Origin of the sequence: Actinomyces israelii (assembly GCF_030253495.1) — a bacterium.
Taxonomy (GTDB): Bacteria; Actinomycetota; Actinomycetes; order Actinomycetales; family Actinomycetaceae; genus Actinomyces; species Actinomyces israelii.
In genome coordinates this window covers 617,947-641,835 of the sequence record NZ_CP124548.1, presented here as the reverse complement: position 1 = coordinate 641,835, position 23,889 = coordinate 617,947, and the positions used below count along the sequence as shown (strand labels likewise).

Genomic DNA, 23,889 nt, shown 5'->3' with positions numbered 1-23,889 from the left:
GCTCAGCGCCTCCCTCTGGAGGAGGCCAGGCGCTGGCGGGCCAGCAGGTCGGCGATCCGGTCGACCATGGAGGCGTCGTCGGCAACGGTGACGTACTCGATGCGGCGGGCGTCCAGCGCGGCGGTCACGGCGATGCGCCTGGCCTGGACCTGCCGGGCCAGACGGACGACCAGCAGCTTGTCCTCGCGCAGGAAGGCGGGGACCTCCCCGGAGAGCTCGACGTCGTGGGCGCGCCCGCGCCCGGGGGTCAGCGGGTCGTCGTCCTCGATCTGGATGACGATGAGCTCGTGCTGGGCCGACAGGCGCCGCAGCAGGTCGACGACGCGGGGGGCGAGGACCGGGTCCGGGTGGGCGGTGTCGGTGATGAGCACCACCAGGCTGCGTCTGCGGTGCCAGATGGAGACCCGGTCGAGAAGAGTGACCAGGTCGGAGGCGGGAGCCCCCGCGGCGAGAAGGCCGGCGCCCGGCGCCGCGCCGTCGGAGTCGGTCAGGTCGTTGAAGAGGTGGGCCAGCTGGGTCAGCAGCGTCTCGGCGTGCTCGGAGCCGGAGCGCGGGGGCCGCGAGACCTGGCGGTCGGCGTCGGCGGCCACGAGCGCGACCGGGTCCCCGCGCATGCGCGCCAGGTAGGCGAAGATCTCGGCGACGGCCAGGGCGAGCTCGCGCTTGTCCTCGCCGGCCGGCGTCTGCGCCGCCATGGTGCGCCCGGTGTCCACCGCCAGGACCAGGGGCAGGTTGGCCTCCCGCTGGTAGCGCTTGATGACGGGCTGGCCGATGCGCGCCGAGGCCTTCCAGTCGATGTCGGTCACGTCGTCGCCCGGCCGGTAGAGCGACAGGTCGTCGAAGTCCTGGCCGTGGCCCAGGAGCACCGACTTGTGGCGCCCGTCGAGCAGGCCGGTGGCGCGCCGCAGCGTGGGCAGCGCCAGCCGGCCGCGCACGCGCGCCACCCGGGAGCCGCGCCCCATGGAGGGCCGGGGCGGGGCCTCGGGCGCGTCCGGGGAGGCCTGGGAAGACGTCTTCATCGCTTGATCACCGAGAGCGTGAGTCCTGCGCCCGGTCAGGGCGTCGGCACCGCGGCGAAGATGGCGTCGATGATCGCCTCGGGGGCGATGTCGTCGGCCAGGGCGTCGTAGGTCAGCACCAGGCGGTGGCGCAGCACAGCGTGGCGCAGAAGGCCGACGTCGTCGGGGGTGACGTAGGTGCGGTCCGCCTGCAGGGCGACGGCCTGGGCGATCTTCATCAGGGCGATGCCGCCGCGCGGGGAGGCGCCCACGCGCACGTGCTTGTCCAGGCCGGGCACGGGCCGCGGGCCGCCGCCGCGGGAGGTGTTGACCAGGGCGACGATGTACTGCTTGATGACCGGGTCCACGTAGACGCGCTCGACGACGCCCTGGAGCCACTCGACGTCGTCGGTGGAGATGGGCAGGGTCGTGATGGCCTCCTCGAAGGCCCCCGACGAGATGCGGTCCAGGACGTCGGCCTCCTCGGCCGGCTTGGGGTAGGTCAGCACCTCCTTCATGAGGAACCGGTCCATCTGCGCCTCGGGCAGGACGTAGGTGCCCTCCTCCTCGATGGGGTTCTGGGTGGCCAGCACCATGAAGGGGTGGGGCAGGGGGTAGACGACGCCGCCGATGGAGGTCTGCCGCTCCTGCATGGCCTCGAGCATGGCCGACTGGGTCTTGGCGCTGGAGCGGTTGATCTCGTCGAGCAGGACGATGTTGGCGTGGACCGGCCCGAGCTGGGTGGTCATCTCGCCGGTGGCGTAGTTGAGGATCTGGGTGCCCACGATGTCGTTGGGCATGAGGTCGGGGGTGCACTGGATGCGGTGGAAGGAGCCGGAGACCGCGGCGGCCAGCGTCTGGGCCGCCGTCGTCTTGGCCAGGCCGGGGACCGACTCCAGCAGGATGTGCCCGCCCGCGATGAGCGTGGACGTCAGCGCCAGGCGCAGGCGCTTCTGGCCGACCACCCGCTGGGTGAAGGTGTCGGCCACGCGGTGGAGGAGCTCGGAGGCGCGCTCGACGTCCGCCTCGGGCGAGGCGTTGGAGCGGGAGGCGCGCTCCGCCTTGCGCGCCAGCGCCCTGTTGCTGGGCAGGGTGGCGGTGGGAGCGGGATAGGAGGGGCCGGCCGGGTTGGGGGACAGGCCGCGCGGGGCCGAGGGCTGGGAGGTCCTCTCCCGCCGCCCGGGAGCGGAGTGGGACGGCGCCTGCGGCACCGCGGGCACCGCCGGCGCCGACGGCGCGGGTGTCGCCCCGGGAGACACGGTTGGCGGCATGACGGCCTGCCGGCCGGGGTCGGCCGTGACGCCGTAGGACTGAACTGGCTGGTTGCTCATGAAACTCCTCATGCGCCGGAGAGGTGACGGCAGCACCATCGGAAGGCTATACGAGACGCCGGGCTGAGCCCAGGCCGATCGATGGGGAGCCCGACGCCCCGGCTCACAGATCGGCGAGCTCGACGTCGGATCCCGACAAGGTCAGCCTCAGCCCTTTGTCGGTCACCGAGACGCGGGTCAGGTTCAGCCCCTGCGGCAGCGAGTCGGCGCCGATCCTGATCTCATGGGTGTCGAGCCCCACATAGGACAGGACGGGACGGCCGAAGACCGTGGCGTCGGTGCCGAGCTCGACGCCGCGGACCGTGACCGACGTGACGTCCAGGAGCAGCCCGCCGTCGTCGGTGACCGACGGCACGATCGTCAGGGAAGCGGCGAGCCCCAGCACGCCGGCGGAGGCGGAGACGGTCCCCGGGGCGTCGTCGGAGCCGGCGGAGCCGGCCTGCACGGTGACGGCCGACATGTTGGGGGCCGCGGCCGCCACCATGGTCGCGACCTGGTCCCAGCCCACCGACGCCGTGGCGTCGACGCGGCCGGCCGGGAAGGGGTCCGACAGGCCGACGGACGTCAGCGAGGCATCGGCGTCGAGCAGCCTGAGACCGCCCCGGGCGGAGCCATCGGGGCCGGCGTCCGCGTCCTGCCCGTCCGCGCCGCCCTTGGAGGCCAGCTCCAGCTCGCCGGCGGTCACGGACAGGGAGTCCAGCTCGCCCCTCAGGACCTGAGGCAGAACAAGACCCTCGGTGGCGACCCGGGCGTCCGAGGACAGCCCGGGCATCGCCGAGCGGACGGTGGAGGCGACCCGGAAGCGGACGTAGAGCTCCGCGCCCGCGCACGCCCCCCCGACCGCCAGGACGAGCACGAGCAGGACGACGACGACCGCCCCGCCCCGACGGCGACGCGGGCGGTCGCGCTGCCGCCCGCCGCTGCTGGCGATGCCGCCGCTGCCGCCGCCATCGGCGCCCGGGACCGCGGGCGGCGGGGCCGCCCGGTCGCCGTCGGCGAGTGCACCCGCGGAAGCCGGCGCGCCCGCGGGGGAAGCCCCCGCGGAGTCGCCGGCCGTCACGCGCAGGGGCCTCCAGTGCCCGCTCCCCGCGGGCGGGCCGTCCCCGGCCCGTCCGCCGCCCGCGGTGGTCCTGTCGTCGCCGGCCACGCCACTCATCTTCTTCCGTCCTCGGCGCCGGCGCGCTTGTCGACGCCGACCGAGGCCGTGCTCGTGCCGGCCTCGCGCGCCGCGATCTCGTTGGCGGCGTGCTCCTGGTCGAGCATGGGGAGGTCCTCGGCGGTCACCATGAGGGTGGCCACAGCGTGCTCCACGAGCGCGGTGCGGCGGTTGGAGGCGGCGCCCCCGGCGCGCCCGCCGCGCAGGCCCCGCACGCCCACGCGGTCGAGCTTCTCGCAGACGTTGTCGAGCTTGCGGTTGAACTTGGTCAGCGGCCATCCCAGGCGCGCGGCGGCGGCGGCCGAGGAGGGGATCTCGGCGGCCCCGGTGCCGGCGCGCCGCAGCACCGGCTCGGCCAGGGCCAGGACGAGCAGCAGCTGGGACTTGGTCATCGGCGCCGCGCCGATGGTGGTCTGACCCGTGGACTGGTGAACGCCGTCGATGCCGGAGAACCGGTCCTCGCCGGCCGTGATGAGATCAATCTCATAGGTCGTGGGTCCCGCCGAGAACGTGAGGATAATGCGCTGGAAGACCAGGGGCAGGCGGGCCCCCGGGGCGAGCCGGGACTGGACCAGCCCGTCGCCGTCGGTCAGCGTCGCCGACAGGCGCGTGCCCTCGTTGGCGATCCACCACAGCCCGCCCTCGTGGGCCAGCACGAGGAAGCGGCGGTGGAGGTAGGGGTTGTCGTCGATGTCGAGGTCCCCGCCGCGACCGATGACGAAGGTCTCGTCGGTGCCGATGCGGTGCACCTCCCCGGAGAAGTCGAGGACCAGCTCGTCGGGGCGGTCCGGATCGACCTCCGGGCGTTCGGTCCAGGTCAGGTCGCTCATATGAGGCCTCCTTGCGATTCAGGAGCAGTGTGAGAGGGGGGCGCCTAGATGGGTGGCTCGACCCGCAGCATGACGCCGTCCCCGACGTCCAGCAAGTCTCCCACGTACAGCGGCGTCGGCAGGGCGGCTGCGAGCAGGACCGCGGGGAACCCCGGTCGCAGGAGCACCGTGCCGTTGTTGGAGCCCAGGTCGCGGGCGAGCACGTTCCATCCCGCCGTCGTGATCAGCAGGTGGGAGCGTGAGACCAGGTGGGCGGGGCTGGGCACCTCCAGGAGGAACGCGCCGGGCTCGCCCCCCGGCTGCGGACGCGGTGCGCGCCCGACGACGAGGTCGCCGCGCACGGGCACGCTCGTCCCGGTGGGCAGGGTGATCATGGCCAGGACCGGCCGCGGCACCGGGATGAGCCGCCCGCTCAGGGGCGCCGAGCAGCACAGGCAGACCTGCGCGTCCGGCGGGTTGGCGTGACCCGCCACGCAGATGGCCGAGGTGATCATGGGGACGGACTCGGCCTCCCGGACGAGGGTCCCGGTGGCGCCCGAGGACCCTGAGGACCCTGAGGACGCAGCCTGCGCCGCCTCCTCGGGCGCAGGCGCCCCGCCCGGAGGCAGCGGCGCCGTGGAGGAGCGCCGCCCGGAACCGGGGCCGCCGTCCCCCTCCGCGGCACGGGGCGGGGCCGGCCCGGACGCGGGGGGCGCCGCAGCACGCCGACGACGGCGCCCCGACCCCGGCTCGGGCTCGGGGTAGCGCGGAATCGGCTCGGGAGGGGGACCGGACGGAGCGGGGTCGGCGGAGCGCGCGGGCGCGGTGCGCGGGGCCTCGCCGTCCGCGAGCGCGTCGGCGCCGGGCTCGACGCTCATGGGCAGGTCGTCGGGGTCGATCCACACGCCGGTCTCCGCCCCGCTCGGGCACTCCGGCGCGTCCGGGCCGGCGGGGGCCGTAGAACCGGCGGGCTCCGGCCCGGACGCCCCTGCGGGTCCGAGGGCGCCTGCGAGCCCGGGTGCGCCGGCGGGCGCCGTCGAGCCGAGGGGGGCCGCGTCCGCGCGCGCGACCGGCGGGGGCTCCGCAGCGGCAGGCACCTGCTGCGAGTGGGCCTGCGGAGGAAAGGTCGGCGGGATGACGGCCGAGTACGTCCCGGCGGTCTCGGGGACGGCCGCGGGCGGCGCATCGGCCGGGCAGCGGAGCCGGGTCGTGCTGGCGGGCTCGTCCGCGGTGACGGCGGAGGCGGGCGTGGGGCGGTTGAGATCCACCGGCCCCCAGGCGTGCCGTCCCTTCGCAGCCGGCGGAGCCGACAGGCCAGTCGAGCCGCCGAGGGCCGCGAGCACCGCCCGCTCCACGTCCCGGGGGGCCTCCGGGGCCAGGAGCGCCTCCCCCCAGCGGCCCGCGACCCGCTTGGGGGCGGCCTCGCCGCCGGCGCCCGCGTCATTCATAGCGCCGACTCCGGGACAAGGTCGACGACCAGGGCAGTGGCGTTGTCGTGGCCACCGGCCTCGAGGGCGGCGGCGACCGCCGCCTCGGCGGTGCGCTGCGGACGCATCCCGGCGCCGAGCACGGTGACCAGGGCCTCGTCGTCGAGCTCGTCGGTCAGCCCGTCGGAGCAGACGAGCAGGCGGTCCCCGCGCTGGGCGGACGCGGTGAACATGTCGGGGACGGCCTCCTGGTTCAGGCCGGCCCCCAGCGCCCGGGTGACTACGTTCTTCCGAGGATCATGGCGGGCCTGGTCGGGCGTGAGCTGGCCCGCGTCGATGAGCGCCTGGACCTGGGAGTGGTCGCGGGACATCTGCGTGAGGGCCCCGTCACGCATGAGGTAGACGCGCGAGTCGCCGATATTGAATGTGATCCACGTCAGCCCCTCGGGCAGCTGGGCCAGGACGGCGCCGGCCACGGTGGCCCCGGGCCGGTGGGCCGCGTGCGAGGGGATGGCGGTCACCGCCTCGCCGGCTGCGAGCATGGCCTCGACAATGACCCGCTCGTCGGTGACCGCGGCACCGGCCAGCGACGCCAGGGCGCCCAGGGCGGCGCGGGTCGCGGCGCGCCCGGCGGCGTGCCCGCCCATGCCGTCCACGACGACGAAGGCGGGCGCCATGGCGAGATAGCCGTCCTCATTGACGGGGCGCGACCGGCCGACGTCGGTGGCCGCGCCGGCGACGGGCACGAGGGCTTCGCCCTGCGGCCGGGGCGCGGCCGAGATCTCGCTCATAGACGTCTCCTATACTGGACGGCGGCCGGGGTGCGAGCGCGGCCGACGGCTGAATGGCGCCGACGATACCGTCACGGGCGCAACTCGGCTCACCTCAGGTACGCTCTTGGAGACCGGTACCCACCGGCGACCCGCCCCGTCTCCCTACGAACAACGTCCATACGGCACCAGGTGCGCACGGCGGGAACCGTGAACTCGTGGAGGACTCACCTCATGTCTCAGGCTCAGGACGACCTCGTCGCCGCAGCGAGCAATCCCAATACGGACCTCACAAAGCTGCACGAGCTCGCCAACAACTATCCGGGTCTGCGCCCCTATATCGCAACGAACCCACGTACGTATCCGGCGCTCCTGGAGTGGCTCGGCACGCTCGGCGACCCCGCCGTCGACGCCGCCCTGGCGCGCCGCTACGGTCCCGCGCAGCCTCTGACGACCGCGCCCGCCGACGGCGCCACCCAGATCCTGGCGCCCGGGCAGATCGGGGTGCAGTCCCCCCAGTCCCCGCCCCAGCAGCAGTCGCTCACCGAGACCCAGCGCCAGCAGCCCTTCCAGCCGGAGTACGCCCAGCAGACGCAGACCTTCCAGCAGCCCCAGTACCAGCCCGTCCAGCCGGAGTACGCCCAGCAGACGCAGACCTTCCAGCAGCCCCAGTACCAGCCCGTCCAGCCGGAGTACGCCCGGTCCGCCCAGTCCGCCCAGCAGGCCCCTGAGGGGGTGTTCGGCGTCGGCGAGGCGGCCGAGGAGGAGACCGGGCCCCGTCCGACCCTGTGGCTGTGGATCCTCGGCGCCGTCGCCATCGTCGCCGTCGTCGCCGTCGTCGTGTGGTTCATCCTGTCGAACCACGGCGGCGGTGACTCCGCCGACGACAACTCGGCCGACAGCTCCGTGGCGACCACGCAGAGCGAGCCCTCCAAGGCCGCCCCCTCGAAGAAGGCCTCCCCCTCGGCCGCCCCGACGCCCTCGGCCACCCCGACGCCGAAGATCACGGCGCCCGCTCCGGCCAACGCCATCGAGCTGTCCGCCTTCACCGCCCCCAGCGGCAATATCACCTGCACGCTGACGGAGGACTCGGTCACCTGCACCATCAACGAGCACAACTTCACGCCCACGGACGCCTCCTGCAGGAACTCCGCGAGCTCACCGGTGACCTGGACCGTCAAGAAGGACGGCAGCGCCACCAGCAGCTGCGGCGGTTCCTTCAGCAGCGCGGGCGCCCAGCTCCAGTACGGCTCGGCCGCGAAGAACGACTCCTTCGCCTGCACCTCCTCGGAGAACGGCGTCGAGTGCTGGAGCCAGATCACCGGCCAGGGCTTCAAGGTGTCCCGCGACGACTCTCGGGGCACGTCCAAGTCCGCCCAGCACTGACCAGCACTGACCAGCACCGGCCGGCACCGATCCGGCGTACCGACCGGCGCGGACGCCGGCACCGCCCCGCGTCCGCCGGCCGTCCGACCCGCCGGCCGCTCAACGGCGCTGCCCCCAGGAGCGCTGCCGTCCCTCATCACCCCGTGGGCGCGGCCCACGACCGACCAGACAGGCCCACCGACCCATGTCCTCCACCTACGGTCGCATCCTGCGCATCCCCGGCGCCGCCGCCTTCTCCGTCGCAGGGCTCCTGGCGCGGTTCCCCATGTCCATGCAGGGGATCGCCACCATCCTGGCCGTCCAGGCCCTGTACGGCAGCTACTCGGCGGCCGGGGCCGTCTCCGCGGTCAACATCGTCGCGGCCGCCGTGGGCGCGCCCCTGCTGGCGCGGCTGGTGGACGAGCACGGGCAGTCCAGGGTGATGGTGCCGGCGCTGACGGTCTCCGGAGCGTCCATGCTCGGACTCATCCTCGCCGCCCGGGCGCACGCCGACCTGCGGGTCCTCATGGCGCTGGCGGCGCCGGCCGGCGGCCTGTCCGGCTCCATGGGCTCGCTCGTGCGCTCGCGGTGGACCACGGTGACCACCCGCCCGGAGGACGTGCACACGGCCTTCTCCCTCGAGGCCGCCCTCGACGAGGTCGCCCTCATTATCGGGCCGGTCCTGACCACGGCCCTGTGCACCTCGCCGGCTCTGCCGGTCACCACCGGCTGGATCGCGTCGCTGGCCCTCCAACTCGCCGGCGGGCTGTGGTTCCTGTCGCAGCGCCGGACCGAGCCCACGCCCCACCGGCGGCGCCGGCGTCGTGCGGAGGCGCCGGGCGAGCCGCGGGAGGGGCCCGCCGGGGATGACGGCGCCCGGCGCCCGAACAGGCCGGTGGTGCGCCACGGCGCGGTGCTCGTCGTCCTCGTGGCCTTCCTGTTCTCCGGGGCCATGTTCGGCGCCAGCGACGTCGCCTCGGTGGCCTTCGCCACGGAGGCCGGGCGCAAGTCGGCCTCGGGAGCCCTGCTGGCGGCGTGGTCGGCGGGGTCGCTGGTGGCCGCGCTCGTCTACGGGGCGCGCTCGTGGAGGTGGCCCCTGTGGAAGCAGTTCCTGACCGGCACCGCGGCGCTGTCCATCGGCGCCTCGCTCCTGCCGCTCGCGCCGGGGCTGGTGGTGCTCGGCGCGCTCATGGCCACCACCGGCATGGCGATCGCCCCGACCATCACCACCGGAAACAACATCGTCCAGGTCTCCGTGGCGCCCTCCCAGCTCACCGAGGGGCTGGCGTGGATCAGCACGTCGCTGAGCGTCGGGGTGTCGCTGGGCTCGTTGCTGGGCGGTCGCGTGGTGGACGCCGAGGGCGCTCACGGCGGCTACCTGCTGGCCGCCGGGTGCGCCTGGCTCGCCACGGCGGCGACCCTGGCGGGGCTGCGGGTCCTGCGCCGGGCGCGCGCGCACGCCAGCCTGCCCCGCTGAACCCCGTCGAGATAGACATTTTCGTACGAGATAGACGGTGTCACCGCCGACCTCGTACGAAAATGTCTATCTCGACGGCGGAGGATCGAGGAGCGTGGAGCCGGGCCGCTCTCGCGCCGAGGAGGAGCGTCCGAGGGCGGCGCCGTAGACTCCGGCGGGTGGACGAGAGCACGCGGAACAAGACGACCGGCTCCCGCCTCGGTGCGCTCCGGCTGCTGATCTCCGGCCCGGCCCAGGCCCTGGGCTGGGCCGCCCTTCTGTCGAGCGCCTACCCCTGGCTGTGGGGCAAGGACGGCGTCCCGACGTTCAAGCTCGACGCATGGGTCTACTACCACGCCGTCGCCCAGTGGCACGCCGGCGGGAGCCTGTACGACTGGTACGCCAACCCCGGCGAGCACCTGTGGCCCTTCACCTACCCGCCCTTCGCGGCCTGGGCGCTGAGCCCCCTGACCTGGGGCAGCGACCGGGCCGCCCAGGTGATCATGGTGCTGGCCACACCGGTGTGCACCGCGGCGACGGCGTGGGCGACCATGCGCGCCCTGGGGGCCGAGCGCCAGGTCGCGCTGGCGACGGCGCCGTGGCTGGCCCTGGCCGGGGTGCTGTTCCTGGAGCCGATCTACAAGACCATGGAGTACGGGCAGGTCAACGCGATCCTTATGGCGCTGGTCGCCGTCGACCTGCTGGCCGCGCCCGAGGGGGCGCGCTGGCGCGGTGCGGGCGCAGGGCTGGCGGCGGCCTTCAAGCTGACGCCGGCGATCGCGGTGCTCGTCCTGGTGGCGCGCCGCGAGTGGCGGGCCGCGGCCACCATGGTCGCGACGGCGGCGGGGGCGACGGCCCTGTGCTGGGCGGTGTGGCCCGCCGAGTCCGCGCAGTTCTTCTTCTCCGCCATGCTCGACCCCTCCCGCGCGGGCTTCCCCGAGTACGCCGGCAACCAGAACCTCAAGGGCGCCGCCGCCCGCTGGCTGCCCGAGCAGGCCTGGAACCCGGCGTGGGCGCTCGCCGTCGTCGTGGTCGGGCTGGGGGCCTGGCTGCTGCTGCGCCGGCTGACGGCCCTGGCGGCCCTCGGCGGAGCGCGGTCGCCCGACGGCGGTCTCGTCCTGTTGCTGCAGGTGAGCACCGCCATGGCGGCGGGCCTGCTGATCTCGCCGATCTCCTGGTCACACCACTGGGTGTGGTGCCTGCCCGCCCTCATGGCGCTGGCGACGGCGGCGTGGCGCTGGTACTCCCCCGCCCTGGCGACCACCACCCTGACGGGCGCGGCCGTGTTCGCCCTGGCGATGCAGTGGTGGTTCCCGGGGCAGAACCACCTGGAGAAGGAGTGGCCCTTCGCCGTCACCGTCGTCGGCTCGTCCTACACCTGGTGGGCGCTGGCGACCGGAGCCACGCTGTGGGCGGTGGCGGGGCGCCTCGTGCGTGCGCGCGCGCCGCGGAGCGCTCCATCCGGCTGGGGCCCGGCGGGCCACGGGCGGGCCCCGAGCCCCGTAAGATCGGCCCGTGCCACTTTTCGACGTCATCCGTGCCGTTGAGGACCGGTTCCACCGGGACATGATCCCCGTACTCAAGCGGCGCGGCTGGCGTCCGCGCGTCATCGCCTACGACGGCTACGGCTCCGCCGGTCCCGCCGTCTCCGGGCGCGCGGCCCACAGCCCCGCCACCGTGGGGGACGACGGCGGGGCGGCGCCGTCGGACATGGCCCGGGTGCTCGCGCGCATGGTGCTGCGCCCGCGCGACGCCCCCGCCGAGGGCCCGCTATTCCGCTCGGTGCCCGAGGAGATGCCGATGACGGCGCGCGGTGTGCGGGACGTGCGCGAGCTGGCCGCCACCAACCTCCTGGAGGCCCAGCGCGGCTGGCGCCTGTTCGTGGACGCGCCCGTGCCCTACCTGCCCGTGACGATCCGCTTCGGGGCGGTGAGCGTGCGCACCCGGGCGGACCACGACGGCTACGTCGACGTCGTCGTGCGCGGGCACGGGCTGGGGGCCGGCTGGCACGAGGCGCGCATCGAGGCGACCGGCGCCGGCACGGTCAGCACCCGGATCCTGGTGGTGGCGCCCGGGCCGCGCCTGGGCATCGTCTCCGACATCGATGACACGGCCATGGTCTCGCACGTGCCGCGCATGTTCGTCGCCGCCTGGAACCAGCTGGTGAAGTACACCTCCTCGCGCGAGCCGGTGCCGGGGATGGCAGCGCTGCTCACCCGGGTCAAGCAGGCGCACCCGGGCACGCCCGTCATCTACCTGTCCACCGGCGCGTGGAACGTCGTGCCCACCCACCGCTCCTTCTTCGAGCGCCACGGCTTCCCGGCGGGCCCGATGCTCATGACCGACTGGGGACCGACCAACACCGGCCTGTTCCGCTCGGGGATCGAGCACAAGCGCACCGAGCTGCGGCGCCTCATGATCGACCTGCCCGACGTGACCTGGCTCCTGGTGGGCGACGACGGCCAGCACGACCCGCTCATCTACGGCGAGGCGGCCCGCGAGCACTCCGACCGGGTGGCTGCGGTGGCGGTGCGCCGGCTGACGCCGACCGAGCAGGTGCTGGCGGGCACGCAGCTCGCCCACCCCATGGGCCTGGGACCGGAGGCGCGCACGCTCGCCGAGGCGGACGTGCCCGTGGTCGTCGGCGCGGACGGCTACGAGCTGGCCCGGCTGCTGCCTCCCGAGATCCTCCGCGCGTGAGGGCGCGGTGCCGGTGGGCGCGGTGAGATGCCTGGATGGCTGAGGAGCGGGAGGAGCCGATGACCGTGGAGGCGCCGTCGGGGCTTGCGGGGGCTGTTGGGCGGGTGGTGGACCGGGTGGCCGAGCGGCGGTGGGGCGAGGTGGAGACCGCGGCGCGCGGGGGTGCCGGGGGTGCCGGGGGTGCCGGGGGTGCCGGGGGTGCCGGGGGTGCCGGGGGTGCCGGGGGTGCCGGGGGTGCCGGGGGTGCCGGGGGTGTCGACTGGGTGCGGGTGGGCGCCGAGATGGATGCTGAGATGGATGCTGGGACGGGCTCCGAGGGGGTGGGGTTCCTGTTTCTGCCGATGCACCTGGATCTCATTGTGCGGTGCGAGGCGCTCGTGGGCGGGGGGTACGGGTTCTGGTGCCCCCTGTGGACGTCGCGGGGTCCTTCGCGCCTGGGGGTGGGCGGGGTGGCGCGCCGGGGCCCCGACGGCGGCTGGCGGTGCGTCGTCCATCGTGTCGGCGCGGCGGACGACGACGGCGGGTCCGGGCCCGGGGCCGGTGGTACCGGACTCGGGACCAGGGCCGCCGGCGTCGGCGGTTCCGACGGCGGCGGTGGTGCCGGCGGCGGCGGTGGTGCCGGCGGGTCCGGGTGTGGCGGCCGCGCCGCCGGCGGGGGGCGTCTTCCGGGCGGGCTCGTGGAGCCGGTGCGGGTGATGGTGGACCGCGTCGCCGCGGCGGACTGGGAGGGTGTGGCCCGGGTGGCGGAGGTCTACCCGGGGGCGCGGGCGGGCATGGCCGAGGCCCTGGCGGCCTTTGGGCGCACGTGTCTGCCGCTGCCCGACGACTTCGTCTCGGTGGTCCAGTGCTGGCCCCGGGGCGACGGCGGGATCCGGCTGGCGTGCCCCCTGTGGACCGTGGAGGACGGTGTGGCGGACCTGGAGGTCCACGGCGAGGCGCTCCGCGGGCCGGGCGGCGCCTGGCGGTTGCGGCTCGTCGGCGTGGTCATGGGCTGAGCGCGCGGGGTGTCCGGATAATCGGATGAAGATGGATGAGCGGATGGAGGGACGTATCGGATGCACATGGTGATCAGGCACTCCGGGGTCAGGGGCACCGCGGGCTACTGCCGCGGCCGGGCGCCCGCGATCGACCTGGAGGGCTCGCCCAACGTGCCGGGGACCTCCTGGTACCGGGCGGCGCTGGTGCAGGGTGCGGCGGTGGGCACCTGCTACGCCGATGAGCGGCAGGTGGCGGCCGACGCGCTGCGGGCCGCGGGGCTGGGCGAGGCGGAGGTGACCGAGGCCGTGGCCGCGGCGGACGCCTACTTCATGGGGCGTCTGGGCCTGGCCATGACGACGCCCGTCCGCGCCCCGGGCCTGAGGTGGAGGCATCAGCGGGTGGGACAGGCATGAGCAGCATGAGCGGCGGCTGGTCCCCGCCGGGGCTCCCCGGGCCCTCCGGACTTTCGATGGCGGTCAGGATCGTGGTTGATCTTGTGGCCGCCGGCCGGTGGGACGCCCTGGGCGGGATCGTCCCGGCGGGGTGCCGGTGGGAAGAGGTGCGGGCCGCGGTCGAGGAGCAGGCCCGGGGTCGGGAGCTGCTGGCGCTGCCCGAGAACCTCGCCCTGATCCTGCGCTGCTCCCCGGCATCGGACGACGGCGGACGCTATCGGTTCGCCTGCCCCCTGTGGAGCCGGACCGGGGCCCTGGACCTGGAACTGACCGGCACCGCCGCCAGGGACCCCAACGGCCTGTGGCGGATCACCTCGCTCGAAGCACCGATACAGCAGGCGCAGTCGCGGTGCGATCAGGGCCTCCCGCGGGTGCCGCCGTCGGAAAGTGCGTCCGAGGGCGACCCGATTCCGGACAGCGTCGTCGAGCCCCTGCGGCGGTGCATGGACCTCCTGGCGGCGCGCAGCTGGGAGGCGCTGGAGCAGGCCGCCCCGGACAGCCGGAGCGCGTGGAGCGATGTCGACCGGGTGCTGGAGGAGTACGGGCGCACCTACCTGCCCGTGCCGCAGGACTTCGCCCGCCTCGTGTACTGCATCCTCACCCGCGACGGCAGCTACTTCCTGGAGTGCCCCATGTGGACCGTCCAGGAGGGGCGCTCCGACCTCGAGGCCCAGTGGAAGGCCACCCAACGCCCCGACGGATCCTGGAACCTGAACCTCCAAGACGTCCTCGTGCCCTGATTCACGCCGCACGCGCCCCGGCCCCGAAGCCCCCGCAGAGGGCTCGCCTCGTCCCAGACGACCCCGCGCGTACCGAGCCGCCGAGCAGAATGATCAGAATATGAGCAAGAACCTGGAAGTATCCTGGGACGACGGCGGAGAGCAGAAGGCCGTCCGCGGCGAGTCCTCCTCGCTCGCCACGGACAGAACCGGCATGCTCGACGAAGTGGCCCGCACCGCCGTCACCATTGAGGGCGACGGCGTTCAGGTCGGCATTGGCGGAGGAAACGAGGGGCGCGTCATCGCCTACTTCACCAGGGACAGCTGGAACTTCTTCAATCTGGTCGGCGACCCGCGGGCGGAGGGCTCATCCGAGCTTGTCGCGGGAGGGCAGCCCGGAGATTTCGACCGTAGACACATTGTCGATGCGCCCACCGCCATCTCCGCCGTGCGCAAGCTCATTGACGACGGCGCCCCGACGGACCACCTGTGGGAGGAGCAGGACGGACGTGAGTCTCCCCCGCGCGCCCCAGATAAGGACGTTGAGGGAGTGGCCGCCGCCGGCCGCCCAGCCGGTCTCCCCCTATCCCGGAGCCAGTCACCGAGACGACCGACTCCAGTCCACCAGGGGCGGCCCGCAGGCGCCCACCAGCCTCCACGAACCGATCTCGACGCGGAGCCCGACCGACCTCGACGAAAAGGGACGGCTGGGACGGCCAGGGACGGCGAGGAGCGAGCAGGCGGGCGCGGCGCCTGGGGGTGTGGCCGGGGAGCCGACCAGCGGCAACCGCCTGGACTGGGACCAGGCGGACGCCTTCATAACGACCTACGCCCTACAGCCCTGCACCACAGTGCCCGACGAGCTCACCCAGGACATGTTCGCCGCCCCGGTGACTCCGGAAGGCTGCTGGATCGACTGCCTGCCGTGGACCGAGCGGGAGCGCCCCAGCGACGTCGAGATCTCCCTGAAGATCACCCCCGACCCGGGCGCACCCGACGGCCTGAGAGCCAGTCTCGCCCGCATGCGCGCCGTCGGCTTCCGCTACCCCGGACGCTGCGACCAGCGCCCCCGCCCCGCGGTGCCCGCCTGGACCACGCTCACCCGAACTCATCTGAGCTCATCTGACCACGAGCAGGGCCTAGATGATTGGCCGGAACGCTTGCTACGCCCCTTTGCTCCTTACTACGCCCCTTACGGCCGTACAGTAAGGAGCAAAGGAGCGTAGTAAGCGACGTCCGGTCCGACACAGTCCGGGCCCGGAGCATCCCGCGGCCAGTAGGCTCTGCCCCGGTACCGCCACCAGCGTGAGGAGATCGCCATGGCCAGCAAGCTGCCCTTCATCATCGGCCTGGGAGCCGGCTACGTGCTGGGGACGCGGGCCGGCCGCGCCCAGTACGAGCGCTTGAAGTCCGCCGCCTCCCGAGCCGCGTCGCGGGTCGCCGAGCGCCCCTTCGTGCGGGACAAGGTCGATGCCGCGTCCGCCCGGGCCGGCCAGTTCGTGCGCCGGCAGGGCGAGGCCGTCACCGACAAGGTCGCCGACGCCGTCAAGGACCGCCTCTTCCGCAGCCCGACGGAGCGCACCGCCCCGGCTCCCGCCGTCCACGTCGACGACGCCGAGGTCCGCCCCATCGACTGAGTCCGGGCCCGGATCGGCGGACTCGCTCCCGGCCCGCTCACAGGTCCTCGACGTCGAGGGGCTTGCGCCGGCGCAGCGGCCGGGGCGCCTGACGGCGCGACAGCAGCGCCCGGCGCCAGCCCGAGCGCACCGTGCCGCCGTAGCGGCCCGCCAGACCCCGGGCCCGGGCGGCGAGGGTCGGATCGCCGGCCGCCAGCCGCTCGGCACGACGTCGTTCCCGGTCTCCCGCCACCGGCAGCCGCCAGGAGCGCCAGTAGGCCAGCAGGCAGGTGCTGGCGCCGACCAGCGTGGCCGCCAGCAGCGCATAGGCCTCCGGAAGGCCCCCGCGGACGACGCCGACCGCCGTCCCCGCTGCGCACAGGGCGGGAACGGCGTAGAGCTTGTTGCCGCCGAACACGGCCGGGGTCTCCCCCACGGACACGTCGCGGATCATGGAGCCGCCCACCGCCGTCAGGCAGCCCAGCAGCAGCGCGGGCATGACGCCCAGCCCGTTGTCCAGCGCCTTGGCGGCGCCGGTGGCGGCCCAGGTGCCCAGGACGACGGCGTCGGCGACGACGAGGAAGCGGTGGGCGAGGCGGGAGGTGAAGGGCACCCACCAGGCGACCAGGGCGCCGGCGCAGGCGGTGTAGAGGTAGTACGGGTCGGTCAGCGCGAAGGGCGGGCCGGCCTGGATCATGACGTCCCGCAGGATGCCGCCAGCGGTCGCGGTGAGGATGGCCAGGACGACGAAGCCCACCAGGTCGAAGTTCTTGCGCCGGGCGATCAGCCCGCCGAGGATGCCGTTGAGGAGCACGCCGGACAGGTCGAGGATGCGGAAGGTCTCCGGCAGCGTGTCCGGGACCGCGAGCTGGGCGGGGAGCACGCCGCCACCCTACCGACACCCCGTGATTTCCCCGCGCCCCGCGCGGCAGCGGCGCCCTCGCGACGCGGCCCGGGCCCGCGACCCCTCTGTCCCCCCTTCCCCCCTTCGTCGAGATCGGTTCACTTCCGCGCCGAGATCGGTCCGGGACGCCCGTAGCCCCGGGAGTCACTCACCTCGGTCGCGGCTGGACCCGGTGGGCCGGTATCGGCGAGACTCGGGGAATGCCATCGACCCGCTACGCCCCGCCCAAGGATCTGAGCGCCTACGCCTGGCTGTCCATCGGGGCGGCGGTGGCGACCATTGCCCTGAAGGCCTTCGCGGCCTGGCTGACCGGCTCGGTGGGGCTGCTCTCCGACGCCGCGGAGTCGGTGGTCAACCTGGTGGCGGCCGTCGTGGCGCTCATCGTCCTGAAGATCTCGATCAAGCCGGCCGATGACGACCACCAGTTCGGCCACTCCAAGGCCGAGTACTTCTCGGCGATCATCGAGGGCGTCATGATCTTCGTGGCGGCCGCCTTCATTATCATCTCCGCGATTCAGCGGCTCATCGTCCCCGTCATGCCCGAACGGCTGAGCGTGGGCCTGCTCATCTCCGTGGGGGCCTCGGTGGTCAACGGGGCCGCCGCCTGGGTGCTGCACCGGGTGGGCAAGCGCGAGCGCTCGGCGACGCTGGTGGCTGACGCCAGGCACCTGGCCACCGACGTCGTCACCTCCGTGGCGGTCCTGGTGGGCGTGGGGCTCGTGGCGCTCTTCAGCTCGCCCATGCTCGACGCGGTGGTCGCCCTGGGGGCGGGCCTGAACATTATGTGGACCGGGTTCAAGCTCATCAAGGAGTCGGTGGGAGGTCTCATGGACGTGGCGCCCAGCCGGGAGGCGCAGGCGCGGATCGAGGCGGTGCTGGAGCGGTACCACGACGACGGGCGGATCGGCTTCCACGCGGTGAGGGTGCGCGAGGCGGGCAACCGGCGCTTCGCGGACATGCACGTGCTGGTGCCGGGCACGTGGAGCGTGAAGGAGGGGCACGACTTCACCGAGCGCGTGATCGACGAGCTGGTCGCGGTGGACCCGAACCTGCGGGTGTCGGCCCACCTGGAGCCCATTGAGGACCCCAAGAGCTACGAGGACGTCGAGGACGTCTGAGCCCTTTTCGCCGAGATCGGTCGTATTCCGGCTCGAGATCGGTCCGGGAACCGATCTCGACGCGGAAATGAACCGATCTCGGCGAAAGCGGGGCGAGGCGCGCCCCAGGGCCCGCTCACGCCTCATCGCCGGCCATGCTGGGCACGACCAGGCCCTCTGAGGGCTCGACCCAGGTGCCCACCGGCAGCGAGGCCTGGACGGGCTGGCCCGCCGGCAGGTCGGGGTCCAGCCCGAGCGCTTTCAGGAAGGACCAGGGCTGTCCCGGGTCGTGGCGGATCGGTGTCAGTCGCATGGCGACGTCCTCGAGCTCCCACACCGGGGCCCAGGCCTGCACGGTCATACCGCCGGGGGCCCGCATTGACAGGCGGGCGGCGGTACCGACCACCGCCCGCACCGCTGCGGGCGCGCCGCGCCAGAAAGCGCGCGCCCGCACCACCAGCCGGTCGGTCGACACGACCTCCTCCTTCCGCAGCACTCCCGCCCAGCGGCCCGGCAGCCCGTAGCCGTTCGGCCGGTCCGGGGCGAAGCCGTTGGGACACCGGGCGGTGAAGGGCGCGAAGCCGATGAGGGTCTCCTGCCTGATGCGGGGAGGAACCTTCGGCGCGAGGTAGGACTGCCAGAGCAGGCCGTCCACCCACTCGTACGTGCCGGCCATGAGCGGGCCGGTCCACCCGTCCGGCCAGTCGAGGAGCAGTGTCCGCGGGCCGGGGCCGGTGGCGTCCGGGAGGAATGCCACGACGGCGCACCGCCCGCCGAGGTCCAGGTGGGCGCCCGCGTGCCCGTCGCCCTCGGGCGCGCAGGTGAAGCAGCGCACCCCCACGCGCACCGCCCGCAGGTCCGTCACGGGAACGGGGGCCGGGCGCCCGCTGCCCGTCTCACGGACCCAGGCGGTGCCGTCGACGACGCCGACCACCTCCACGCGCTCGCCGTTGACCACGCCCGTCGTCTCCAGCCGGGTCCCCGCCGTGACCGGGCCGGGGTCCTCCCAGGCGTCCAGGTCCCGTGACCTGGAGAAGCCCTCCGGGCAGGGAGCGCTCAGGGGCGCCACCCGCACCCAGCGCCCGTCCGGGCGGGGCACGGCCTGGTAGCCGGTGTCAGCGCAGAAGTCCCCCGCGTGCAGCCCCAGGCCGTCTCCCCCGGCGCGCAGGCCGAAGGCGGGGTCGACGACCATGCCGGTGGGCCACCAGGTGAGGTCCGTGACGGACCGGCCCTCGATCTTGCGCAGCATGCGTCCGGGGTCCACGAGGGGCGCGGCGCTCCCCGGCAGTCGGCTCTCGGGCCCGGGCCGGCCCGCTGCGGCCACCGGACCAGCCGGCGGGGAGGGTGGTTCCGGGCTCTCAGCAGGCGGGTGCGGGGTGACGTCCTCATACGCGCTGGCCCCGACCGCCATCCAGGTGGGGACATTGTCGGAGTCGCGTGGGAAGAACCTGAGCTCGTTGGCGTACTCGACCGGCGCGACCCCCGGGTGCTGAAAACGGGGGCGGGCGAGCCAGTCGTAGTCGGCGTGCAGGACGCCGTCTGCGGCGCCCATCCGCAGCCGCGCACTGGTCCACGCCCCGCGACCGGGCTCGGCCCGGGCCTCGCGCAGCCGTTCGACGGCACCGGCGGTCGCCCCGTGGAGCGCCACGAGCCTCTGGCGTCCGTCGATCGTGACCCGGACCCCCGCCTGCAGCAGCGTCCCGAGGCCGGCCAGGGTGATCTCCAGCCGGGAGCCTCCGTGATCGGCGAGCCACCGGGCCAGATACTCCTGCGCCCGCGCATGCGCCTCTTCCGCCGCGGCGGGCACCGGCCCCGACGGCGAAGGGCGGCGCGGTCCGCGCGGAGGCGCCAGCACGGTCACAGGGCCGCCGGCATCATCCATACCGCCCGCCGCACCTCCAGGCTCCCAGGCACCGCCCTCGGCACCAGCGCGCTCAGCCGCCCCGGTCTGCGCGGCGCCGACCTCCAGACGGGCACCCGGGAAGCCCGGCTCCTTCCAGCTGCGGCCCTGCCGCTCGGCATTGTTGTTGAAAAGGGTGAGCGGGACCCGACTCATGACGACACCGTCGAGCTCCGAGACGTCCACGGCGCAGGCGAGACGAGGACGTCCTGCCCCGCCACCCCCGGCGGCCGCCTCCTCTCGGTCGCAGACCCACGCCCGCCTTCCCCAGGCCTCCTGAACATCCACCGCAATGCCGTCGACAACAGCGGTAGCCCGCCCGCGGAAGCCCCGCACGTCTTTCGAGATCCAATTGATACGCCTGCCCCACGCCCGCCGCTCAGGCAGGGGGTAGAAGTACCTGGGACATGGAAGGTCATCGGGCACCATGAACCATGTGGGCATGGGAAGCACTCCCCGCGGGGGCCCCGCAAGGCCTGTGCGGCCCTCACCCTGCCAGCAAACACGATCGGTGGGGAGCCGCATGAGCGGCCAGCCCGGCACCTCCTCGTCAAGAAGCCGCAGACCGTCCTCCAGGTAGTCCCCGACCCACACCGGGACGACCACCGGCAGCGTACTGCCTGATTCCTCAGAGTACACAACACTCCTTCCCGTAAGGGCCTACCTGGCCCGAGCCCACGCTTGCCCAAAGCCCACCAGAGGCGCCCGAGGCACTACGCCCTCCCCTCCCCCTCAGCCTACGACCACTCCAGGACGTCGCCGTCAACACGCACGACCTCGCTTCGTGCCTCAGAGGGAGCCCGGATATACAGAGCCGGATCATCAAAATCAATATCCACTTCGCCCTCGATCTCCCGAAGCTCTACATCATCGGTCAGATACTCGGTCGCCCGCGGCGACCGCACAAGGACACTCAGCTGTGCAGCATCCGCGCTCAGTGCCACCTCGGCACCGTTGTCGAGCCGCCAGGTCCTCCGCCCAACCGGCTCCCCGTACACATCGCTCAGGGCCTTCAGGTACTCCTTATACACCGGATCTCCTCGGCGCACGCGAAGAAGATACTCCGACAAGGCGATCTTGACCGAGTAGAACAGGCCCGTGATCTCGCTCGCCTCCACCCAGGCGCCCGCCCTGTCCTGATCCACTGCCGTCCAGTAGTGGTCCGCAATATCGAACCGCGCCTTGCGAACCCACCCCAGCCGCTCACACAGACCGAACGCCGCTTCAGTGCTCGCCAACCACCCCAGCTCGGCCCACGCCCGCACCAGCCCCACACCCTCGGACACAGGCACCACGCCGTCCACCGTCCCGGACGGCAGCCTCAGCACACCACCCCCCAGCAGCCCTTCCACGGCACGGCCCCATGCCGCCTCGACCTCGGCAGCAGCGCGTCGCCGCGACACGTCCACCAGCCGAACGAGTTCAGCCTCACGGGCAGCGCGCTCAGCCTCCTCATCGGCCGCCACCGGCACCAGCTCGGTCCGCCACCGCTCCGCACCCTCACGCAACCAGTCGGGCAGGAGCTCCTCGTCCCGGGGGAACAGGTCCATCTCCTTCTTGCACGCCACCAGCGAAGGCAAGTTGTAGCTGTACATGGGGACACGCACCCAGTCGCACTCCTGGTGCAGCACACCATCGGAAACATCCATCCACAAACGCGACCACGTCCACGCACCACGACCACGAACAAACTGAGCCTTGCGCAGGTCGAATGTCATCGAGAAGGAAACCTTGGCGGGAGAAACCACGCGTTCGCGCTCACCACCCCTGATCAGCCACGCACACCACTGCTCAGTTTCCCCCAGCGCATTGACTTCGAATTCAACCCGCTCACAACCTTGCTCGGCCAACCACACCCGCACCATCTCCTCAGCGCGAGCGAACGTCTCATCCGCACCCAGGCCACGCGAACCCATCACATTCCTTCCACTAGGATTCCCCCGCTCCGCACCTAAGGGCGACCGCAGCAACTTCTGATTGCATCATTTATCAACCAGCCGCTCCCGCACACACATCAATGCGGACATTTGCGCAAAGTTTCGCACCGGTCCCCACAATCACGAGATACCGGCACCAGCACAGACTCGCCCGCTCGCACCCTTCCAATATCGTCATAGCGACAACTATCATATTCGTTCAACGGGTGAACACGACGAGTCCGCTTCTCTGGCCAGGTCCGGCCGCCCGGCTGCGCCCCGGGCGCGACCGTCGCAGTGACAATGGCGCTGGGCGGCTCGCCCACAGCCATGAGAAGCGCGCCGGTCTGGAAGAGGAGTGCCCGCAACCACCGGGACCACGGCGAGATCGGACAGCACAAGACTAGCGCCGCTCTCCATCCCGACCATCCCACTCTCACAGCAAGAGCCTAGCGCAGCGTGCCCAACCGGCTGGGGTGGGAAGTCCAGGCAACGCGCGCTCCCAACGTTGACAGCAGCTCGTCACACGGCCGTTCCAGGCAAGCCCCAAACGTCCAGCCCACTCGCGGCTCCAAGTGCATCGGAGGTCCCATCCCGGAACCAACCGGCTAGGCTGGCCCTGCTGTCGGCTCCGCTCGTGTCCAGCTCAAGAGGTGATCGCGACTTGTCTCTGTCACGTCTCGCCGGGTCCCATCCCATGATCGACAGCGCTGAGGACGGTGCTGTCGTCACCTATCTGTGCGAGCACGTGCAGGCCTTCACCGAACCGCTGGCCGACCTGCTCCGCAAGTACTCCGGGCAGCGCAGACGCAATGTCATCGTCATCCCTGAGGGAGGAGTCGTCACCCCGGCTTTCGACCGCCTCACCGCCGTCGCCGGCGCACTCGTTCTCGTCCAGGAACTCGGTGCCGGCTTCCGAGACCTCCGTTCCGGCCGCTGGTTCGAGAGCGTCTCCGCAGCGCTCAGGACGGACCGGGACCATCAGGCCATCATCTCCAAGGTCTTCAGCAGGCCCTCCCCGACGATACCCGCCGTCGGCGTCGCCGCCTCGATCTATCATCCTGCACGCATTGGCATGTCATTCGGCAGAGTCGTCGAGCTCGTCACCGAGCGTCTTCTTCCCGGAGCCACGCTGTTCTGGGGCGGTTGTGAGCCCGTCGGCTCCGCCTGGGACCGCCCTGCGCTCACCACCTTCGCCCGCCGGCACATGCCCGTCGCGCACCTGGCGCTGGTCGGTCACGACTCACGGGGCACGCTCGCCGGCTCCATGACCGTCAGTCCGACGCGCCTCGGGCTTGAAGAGTATGTGGAGGTGTACGTCTATACGGCGACAATGTCCGCCGAAACCCGCTCGGAGGCCGCCAGGGCCTTGCTGCGAGCACTCGCCGATGAGACCGGGCCGCGACTCGCCCTCGTCACCTGTCGGCGCCTGCGGGCGGATGTCGCCGTCCCAGTCACCTCCCGCACGCCGCCCACTCCACTCGGCGTCCTCATCGGTCACGACGGCATCCGGAAGCTCGGGGACGATACTGATCGGCTCGCAGCAACGCACCATGGCGAGACCAGGGGATGTGGGCGCCGCCGCTGCTTTCTCGTTTCCACCGACACCGAGCAGAAGACCGATATGGACACCGATATGGATAAGGAAGCCGATTGGACCGGGCTGCTCGACATGCTGCGCACACTCGACAAGTCCAGAGGCAACATCGCGCGAGTCCTGGAGAACGCGGGCACAGACTCGGCTCCGGCCGCTCCCGGCCTCCCGTGACCGCACTTCGGTTCCAGCCATCACAGGGAGCTGAACCTTGCCGCAGGTAACCACCGTCCTCACCAGCAGTGTCCCCGAGGTCCTCGACATTATCGCGATCGCCCTCAAGCACAACATGGACGCGAAGTTCGCCCGTTCGGCCGATCGGGCGACCGTCGCCGTCTACGCGGACTTCGCACCGAAGTACCCGGCCGTCACCGTCGTGCGCCCCACGCTGGTGACGGACCGCCGTGAGCTCATACGCGTGCTGGGCGTCGCGCCCCCGGCCGACTGGGAGGCGCCCTTCGTCCTCACCAGGATCCTCGTGCCCTGGCGCAAGAGGTACATCGTCTACCGGGACGTCGGCGTCGACGTCGCCTTCACCAACCACGGCATCGCGGTGCAGGACGGCAAGGTGCTCACCCCCGAGGACCCGGAACCGTGGGTGCTGAGTGCCGACGGCAAGTGGGAGCCGACCCCGCAGACCGAGGCCCGGTGGAAGAAGGCCCGAGCACTCATGTACCCGACCTGAGCCCGTCGAGGCCGCG

General features: G+C 72.8%; 21 protein-coding genes. 12 read left to right on the top strand and 9 right to left on the bottom strand.

From position 1 onward, the window contains the following. Window positions 1-2 precede the first annotated feature (2 nt). From AIF0345_RS02510 to AIF0345_RS02485, 6 genes are all read right to left on the bottom strand, one after another. Entirely contained in the window at window positions 3-1,019 is a 1,017-nt protein-coding gene (locus tag AIF0345_RS02510; RefSeq protein WP_043562462.1) for a DUF58 domain-containing protein, read from the bottom strand. A gap of 35 nt (window positions 1,020-1,054) precedes the next feature. After that, complete coding sequence (locus AIF0345_RS02505) at window positions 1,055-2,329, bottom strand: AAA family ATPase (protein WP_285297040.1); 1,275 nt, start codon at window positions 2,327-2,329, stop codon at window positions 1,055-1,057. Window positions 2,330-2,432: 103 nt separating this feature from the next. After that, complete coding sequence (locus tag AIF0345_RS02500; protein ID WP_285297039.1) at window positions 2,433-3,485, bottom strand: LmeA family phospholipid-binding protein; 1,053 nt, start codon at window positions 3,483-3,485, stop codon at window positions 2,433-2,435. Further along, window positions 3,482-4,315 carry an FHA domain-containing protein gene (locus AIF0345_RS02495; protein WP_043562459.1) on the bottom strand — a complete coding sequence of 278 codons (834 nt, stop codon included), beginning with the start codon at window positions 4,313-4,315 and terminating at the stop codon, window positions 3,482-3,484. Before AIF0345_RS02495 ends, AIF0345_RS02500 begins: the two co-directional genes overlap by 4 nt. Before the next feature lie 44 nt (window positions 4,316-4,359). Next, window positions 4,360-5,742 (bottom strand): FHA domain-containing protein, encoded by a 1,383-nt coding sequence (locus AIF0345_RS02490; protein ID WP_285297038.1) that lies wholly within the window; start codon window positions 5,740-5,742, stop codon window positions 4,360-4,362. After that, a complete protein-coding gene (locus AIF0345_RS02485) occupies window positions 5,739-6,512 on the bottom strand; it encodes a PP2C family protein-serine/threonine phosphatase (RefSeq protein ID WP_273168482.1) in 774 nt (257 codons plus the stop codon). The genes AIF0345_RS02490 and AIF0345_RS02485 overlap by 4 nt, the downstream gene beginning before the upstream one ends. 213 nt (window positions 6,513-6,725) lie before the next feature. Here AIF0345_RS02485 and AIF0345_RS02480 point away from each other — a divergent pair, with 213 nt between their 5' ends. The 9 genes from AIF0345_RS02480 (at window position 6,726) to AIF0345_RS02440 (ending at window position 15,798) form a co-directional block, all read left to right on the top strand. After that, window positions 6,726-7,877, top strand: a complete 1,152-nt coding sequence (locus AIF0345_RS02480) for a variant leucine-rich repeat-containing protein (protein WP_285297037.1) — start codon at window positions 6,726-6,728, stop codon at window positions 7,875-7,877. A 184-nt stretch (window positions 7,878-8,061) separates the two neighbouring features. Then, on the top strand, window positions 8,062-9,333 hold the full coding sequence (locus AIF0345_RS02475; protein WP_043562456.1) for an MFS transporter: 1,272 nt from the start codon (window positions 8,062-8,064) through the stop codon (window positions 9,331-9,333). Window positions 9,334-9,491: 158 nt separating this feature from the next. Beyond that, window positions 9,492-10,859 carry a glycosyltransferase 87 family protein gene (locus AIF0345_RS02470; RefSeq protein ID WP_285297036.1) on the top strand — a complete coding sequence of 456 codons (1,368 nt, stop codon included), beginning with the start codon at window positions 9,492-9,494 and terminating at the stop codon, window positions 10,857-10,859. After that, window positions 10,828-12,012: an App1 family protein gene (locus AIF0345_RS02465; RefSeq protein WP_285297035.1), complete on the top strand. Its 1,185-nt coding sequence runs from the start codon at window positions 10,828-10,830 to the stop codon at window positions 12,010-12,012. The genes AIF0345_RS02470 and AIF0345_RS02465 overlap by 32 nt, the downstream gene beginning before the upstream one ends. A gap of 35 nt (window positions 12,013-12,047) precedes the next feature. Then, complete coding sequence (locus tag AIF0345_RS02460) at window positions 12,048-13,007, top strand: DUF7668 domain-containing protein (RefSeq protein ID WP_285297034.1); 960 nt, start codon at window positions 12,048-12,050, stop codon at window positions 13,005-13,007. 66 nt (window positions 13,008-13,073) lie between these two features. Next, a complete protein-coding gene (locus tag AIF0345_RS02455) occupies window positions 13,074-13,403 on the top strand; it encodes a hypothetical protein (protein ID WP_285297033.1) in 330 nt (109 codons plus the stop codon). Next, on the top strand, window positions 13,400-14,182 hold the full coding sequence (locus AIF0345_RS02450; RefSeq protein ID WP_285297032.1) for a DUF7668 domain-containing protein: 783 nt from the start codon (window positions 13,400-13,402) through the stop codon (window positions 14,180-14,182). The genes AIF0345_RS02455 and AIF0345_RS02450 overlap by 4 nt, the downstream gene beginning before the upstream one ends. A gap of 740 nt (window positions 14,183-14,922) precedes the next feature. Further along, window positions 14,923-15,387 (top strand): hypothetical protein, encoded by a 465-nt coding sequence (locus AIF0345_RS02445; RefSeq protein ID WP_285297031.1) that lies wholly within the window; start codon window positions 14,923-14,925, stop codon window positions 15,385-15,387. A gap of 93 nt (window positions 15,388-15,480) precedes the next feature. Then, a complete protein-coding gene (locus AIF0345_RS02440) occupies window positions 15,481-15,798 on the top strand; it encodes a hypothetical protein (protein ID WP_043562450.1) in 318 nt (105 codons plus the stop codon). Window positions 15,799-15,835: 37 nt separating this feature from the next. Here AIF0345_RS02440 and AIF0345_RS02435 read toward each other — a convergent pair whose 3' ends face one another. Then, entirely contained in the window at window positions 15,836-16,660 is an 825-nt protein-coding gene (locus tag AIF0345_RS02435; protein ID WP_043562449.1) for a trimeric intracellular cation channel family protein, read from the bottom strand. A gap of 221 nt (window positions 16,661-16,881) precedes the next feature. Between AIF0345_RS02435 and AIF0345_RS02430 the strand changes: the two genes are divergently transcribed. Next, on the top strand, window positions 16,882-17,799 hold the full coding sequence (locus AIF0345_RS02430; protein ID WP_043562448.1) for a cation diffusion facilitator family transporter: 918 nt from the start codon (window positions 16,882-16,884) through the stop codon (window positions 17,797-17,799). A 115-nt stretch (window positions 17,800-17,914) separates the two neighbouring features. Here the strand turns inward: AIF0345_RS02430 and AIF0345_RS02425 are convergent, their stop codons facing one another. Both AIF0345_RS02425 and AIF0345_RS02420 read right to left on the bottom strand, forming a co-directional pair. After that, window positions 17,915-19,834 (bottom strand): hypothetical protein, encoded by a 1,920-nt coding sequence (locus tag AIF0345_RS02425; protein WP_285297030.1) that lies wholly within the window; start codon window positions 19,832-19,834, stop codon window positions 17,915-17,917. 581 nt (window positions 19,835-20,415) lie between these two features. Further along, the gene (locus AIF0345_RS02420) at window positions 20,416-21,594 is read right to left on the bottom strand and encodes a DUF6301 family protein (RefSeq protein ID WP_285297878.1); all 1,179 of its coding nucleotides are present in this window, start codon (window positions 21,592-21,594) and stop codon (window positions 20,416-20,418) included. A gap of 697 nt (window positions 21,595-22,291) precedes the next feature. On the opposite strand from AIF0345_RS02420, the gene AIF0345_RS02415 reads away from it, so the two are divergent. Together AIF0345_RS02415 and AIF0345_RS02410 are read left to right on the top strand one after the other, a co-directional pair. Next, on the top strand, window positions 22,292-23,362 hold the full coding sequence (locus AIF0345_RS02415) for a DUF6177 family protein (RefSeq protein WP_285297029.1): 1,071 nt from the start codon (window positions 22,292-22,294) through the stop codon (window positions 23,360-23,362). Window positions 23,363-23,399: 37 nt separating this feature from the next. Further along, window positions 23,400-23,873 (top strand): hypothetical protein, encoded by a 474-nt coding sequence (locus tag AIF0345_RS02410; protein WP_285297026.1) that lies wholly within the window; start codon window positions 23,400-23,402, stop codon window positions 23,871-23,873. Window positions 23,874-23,889: the final 16 nt, after the last annotated feature.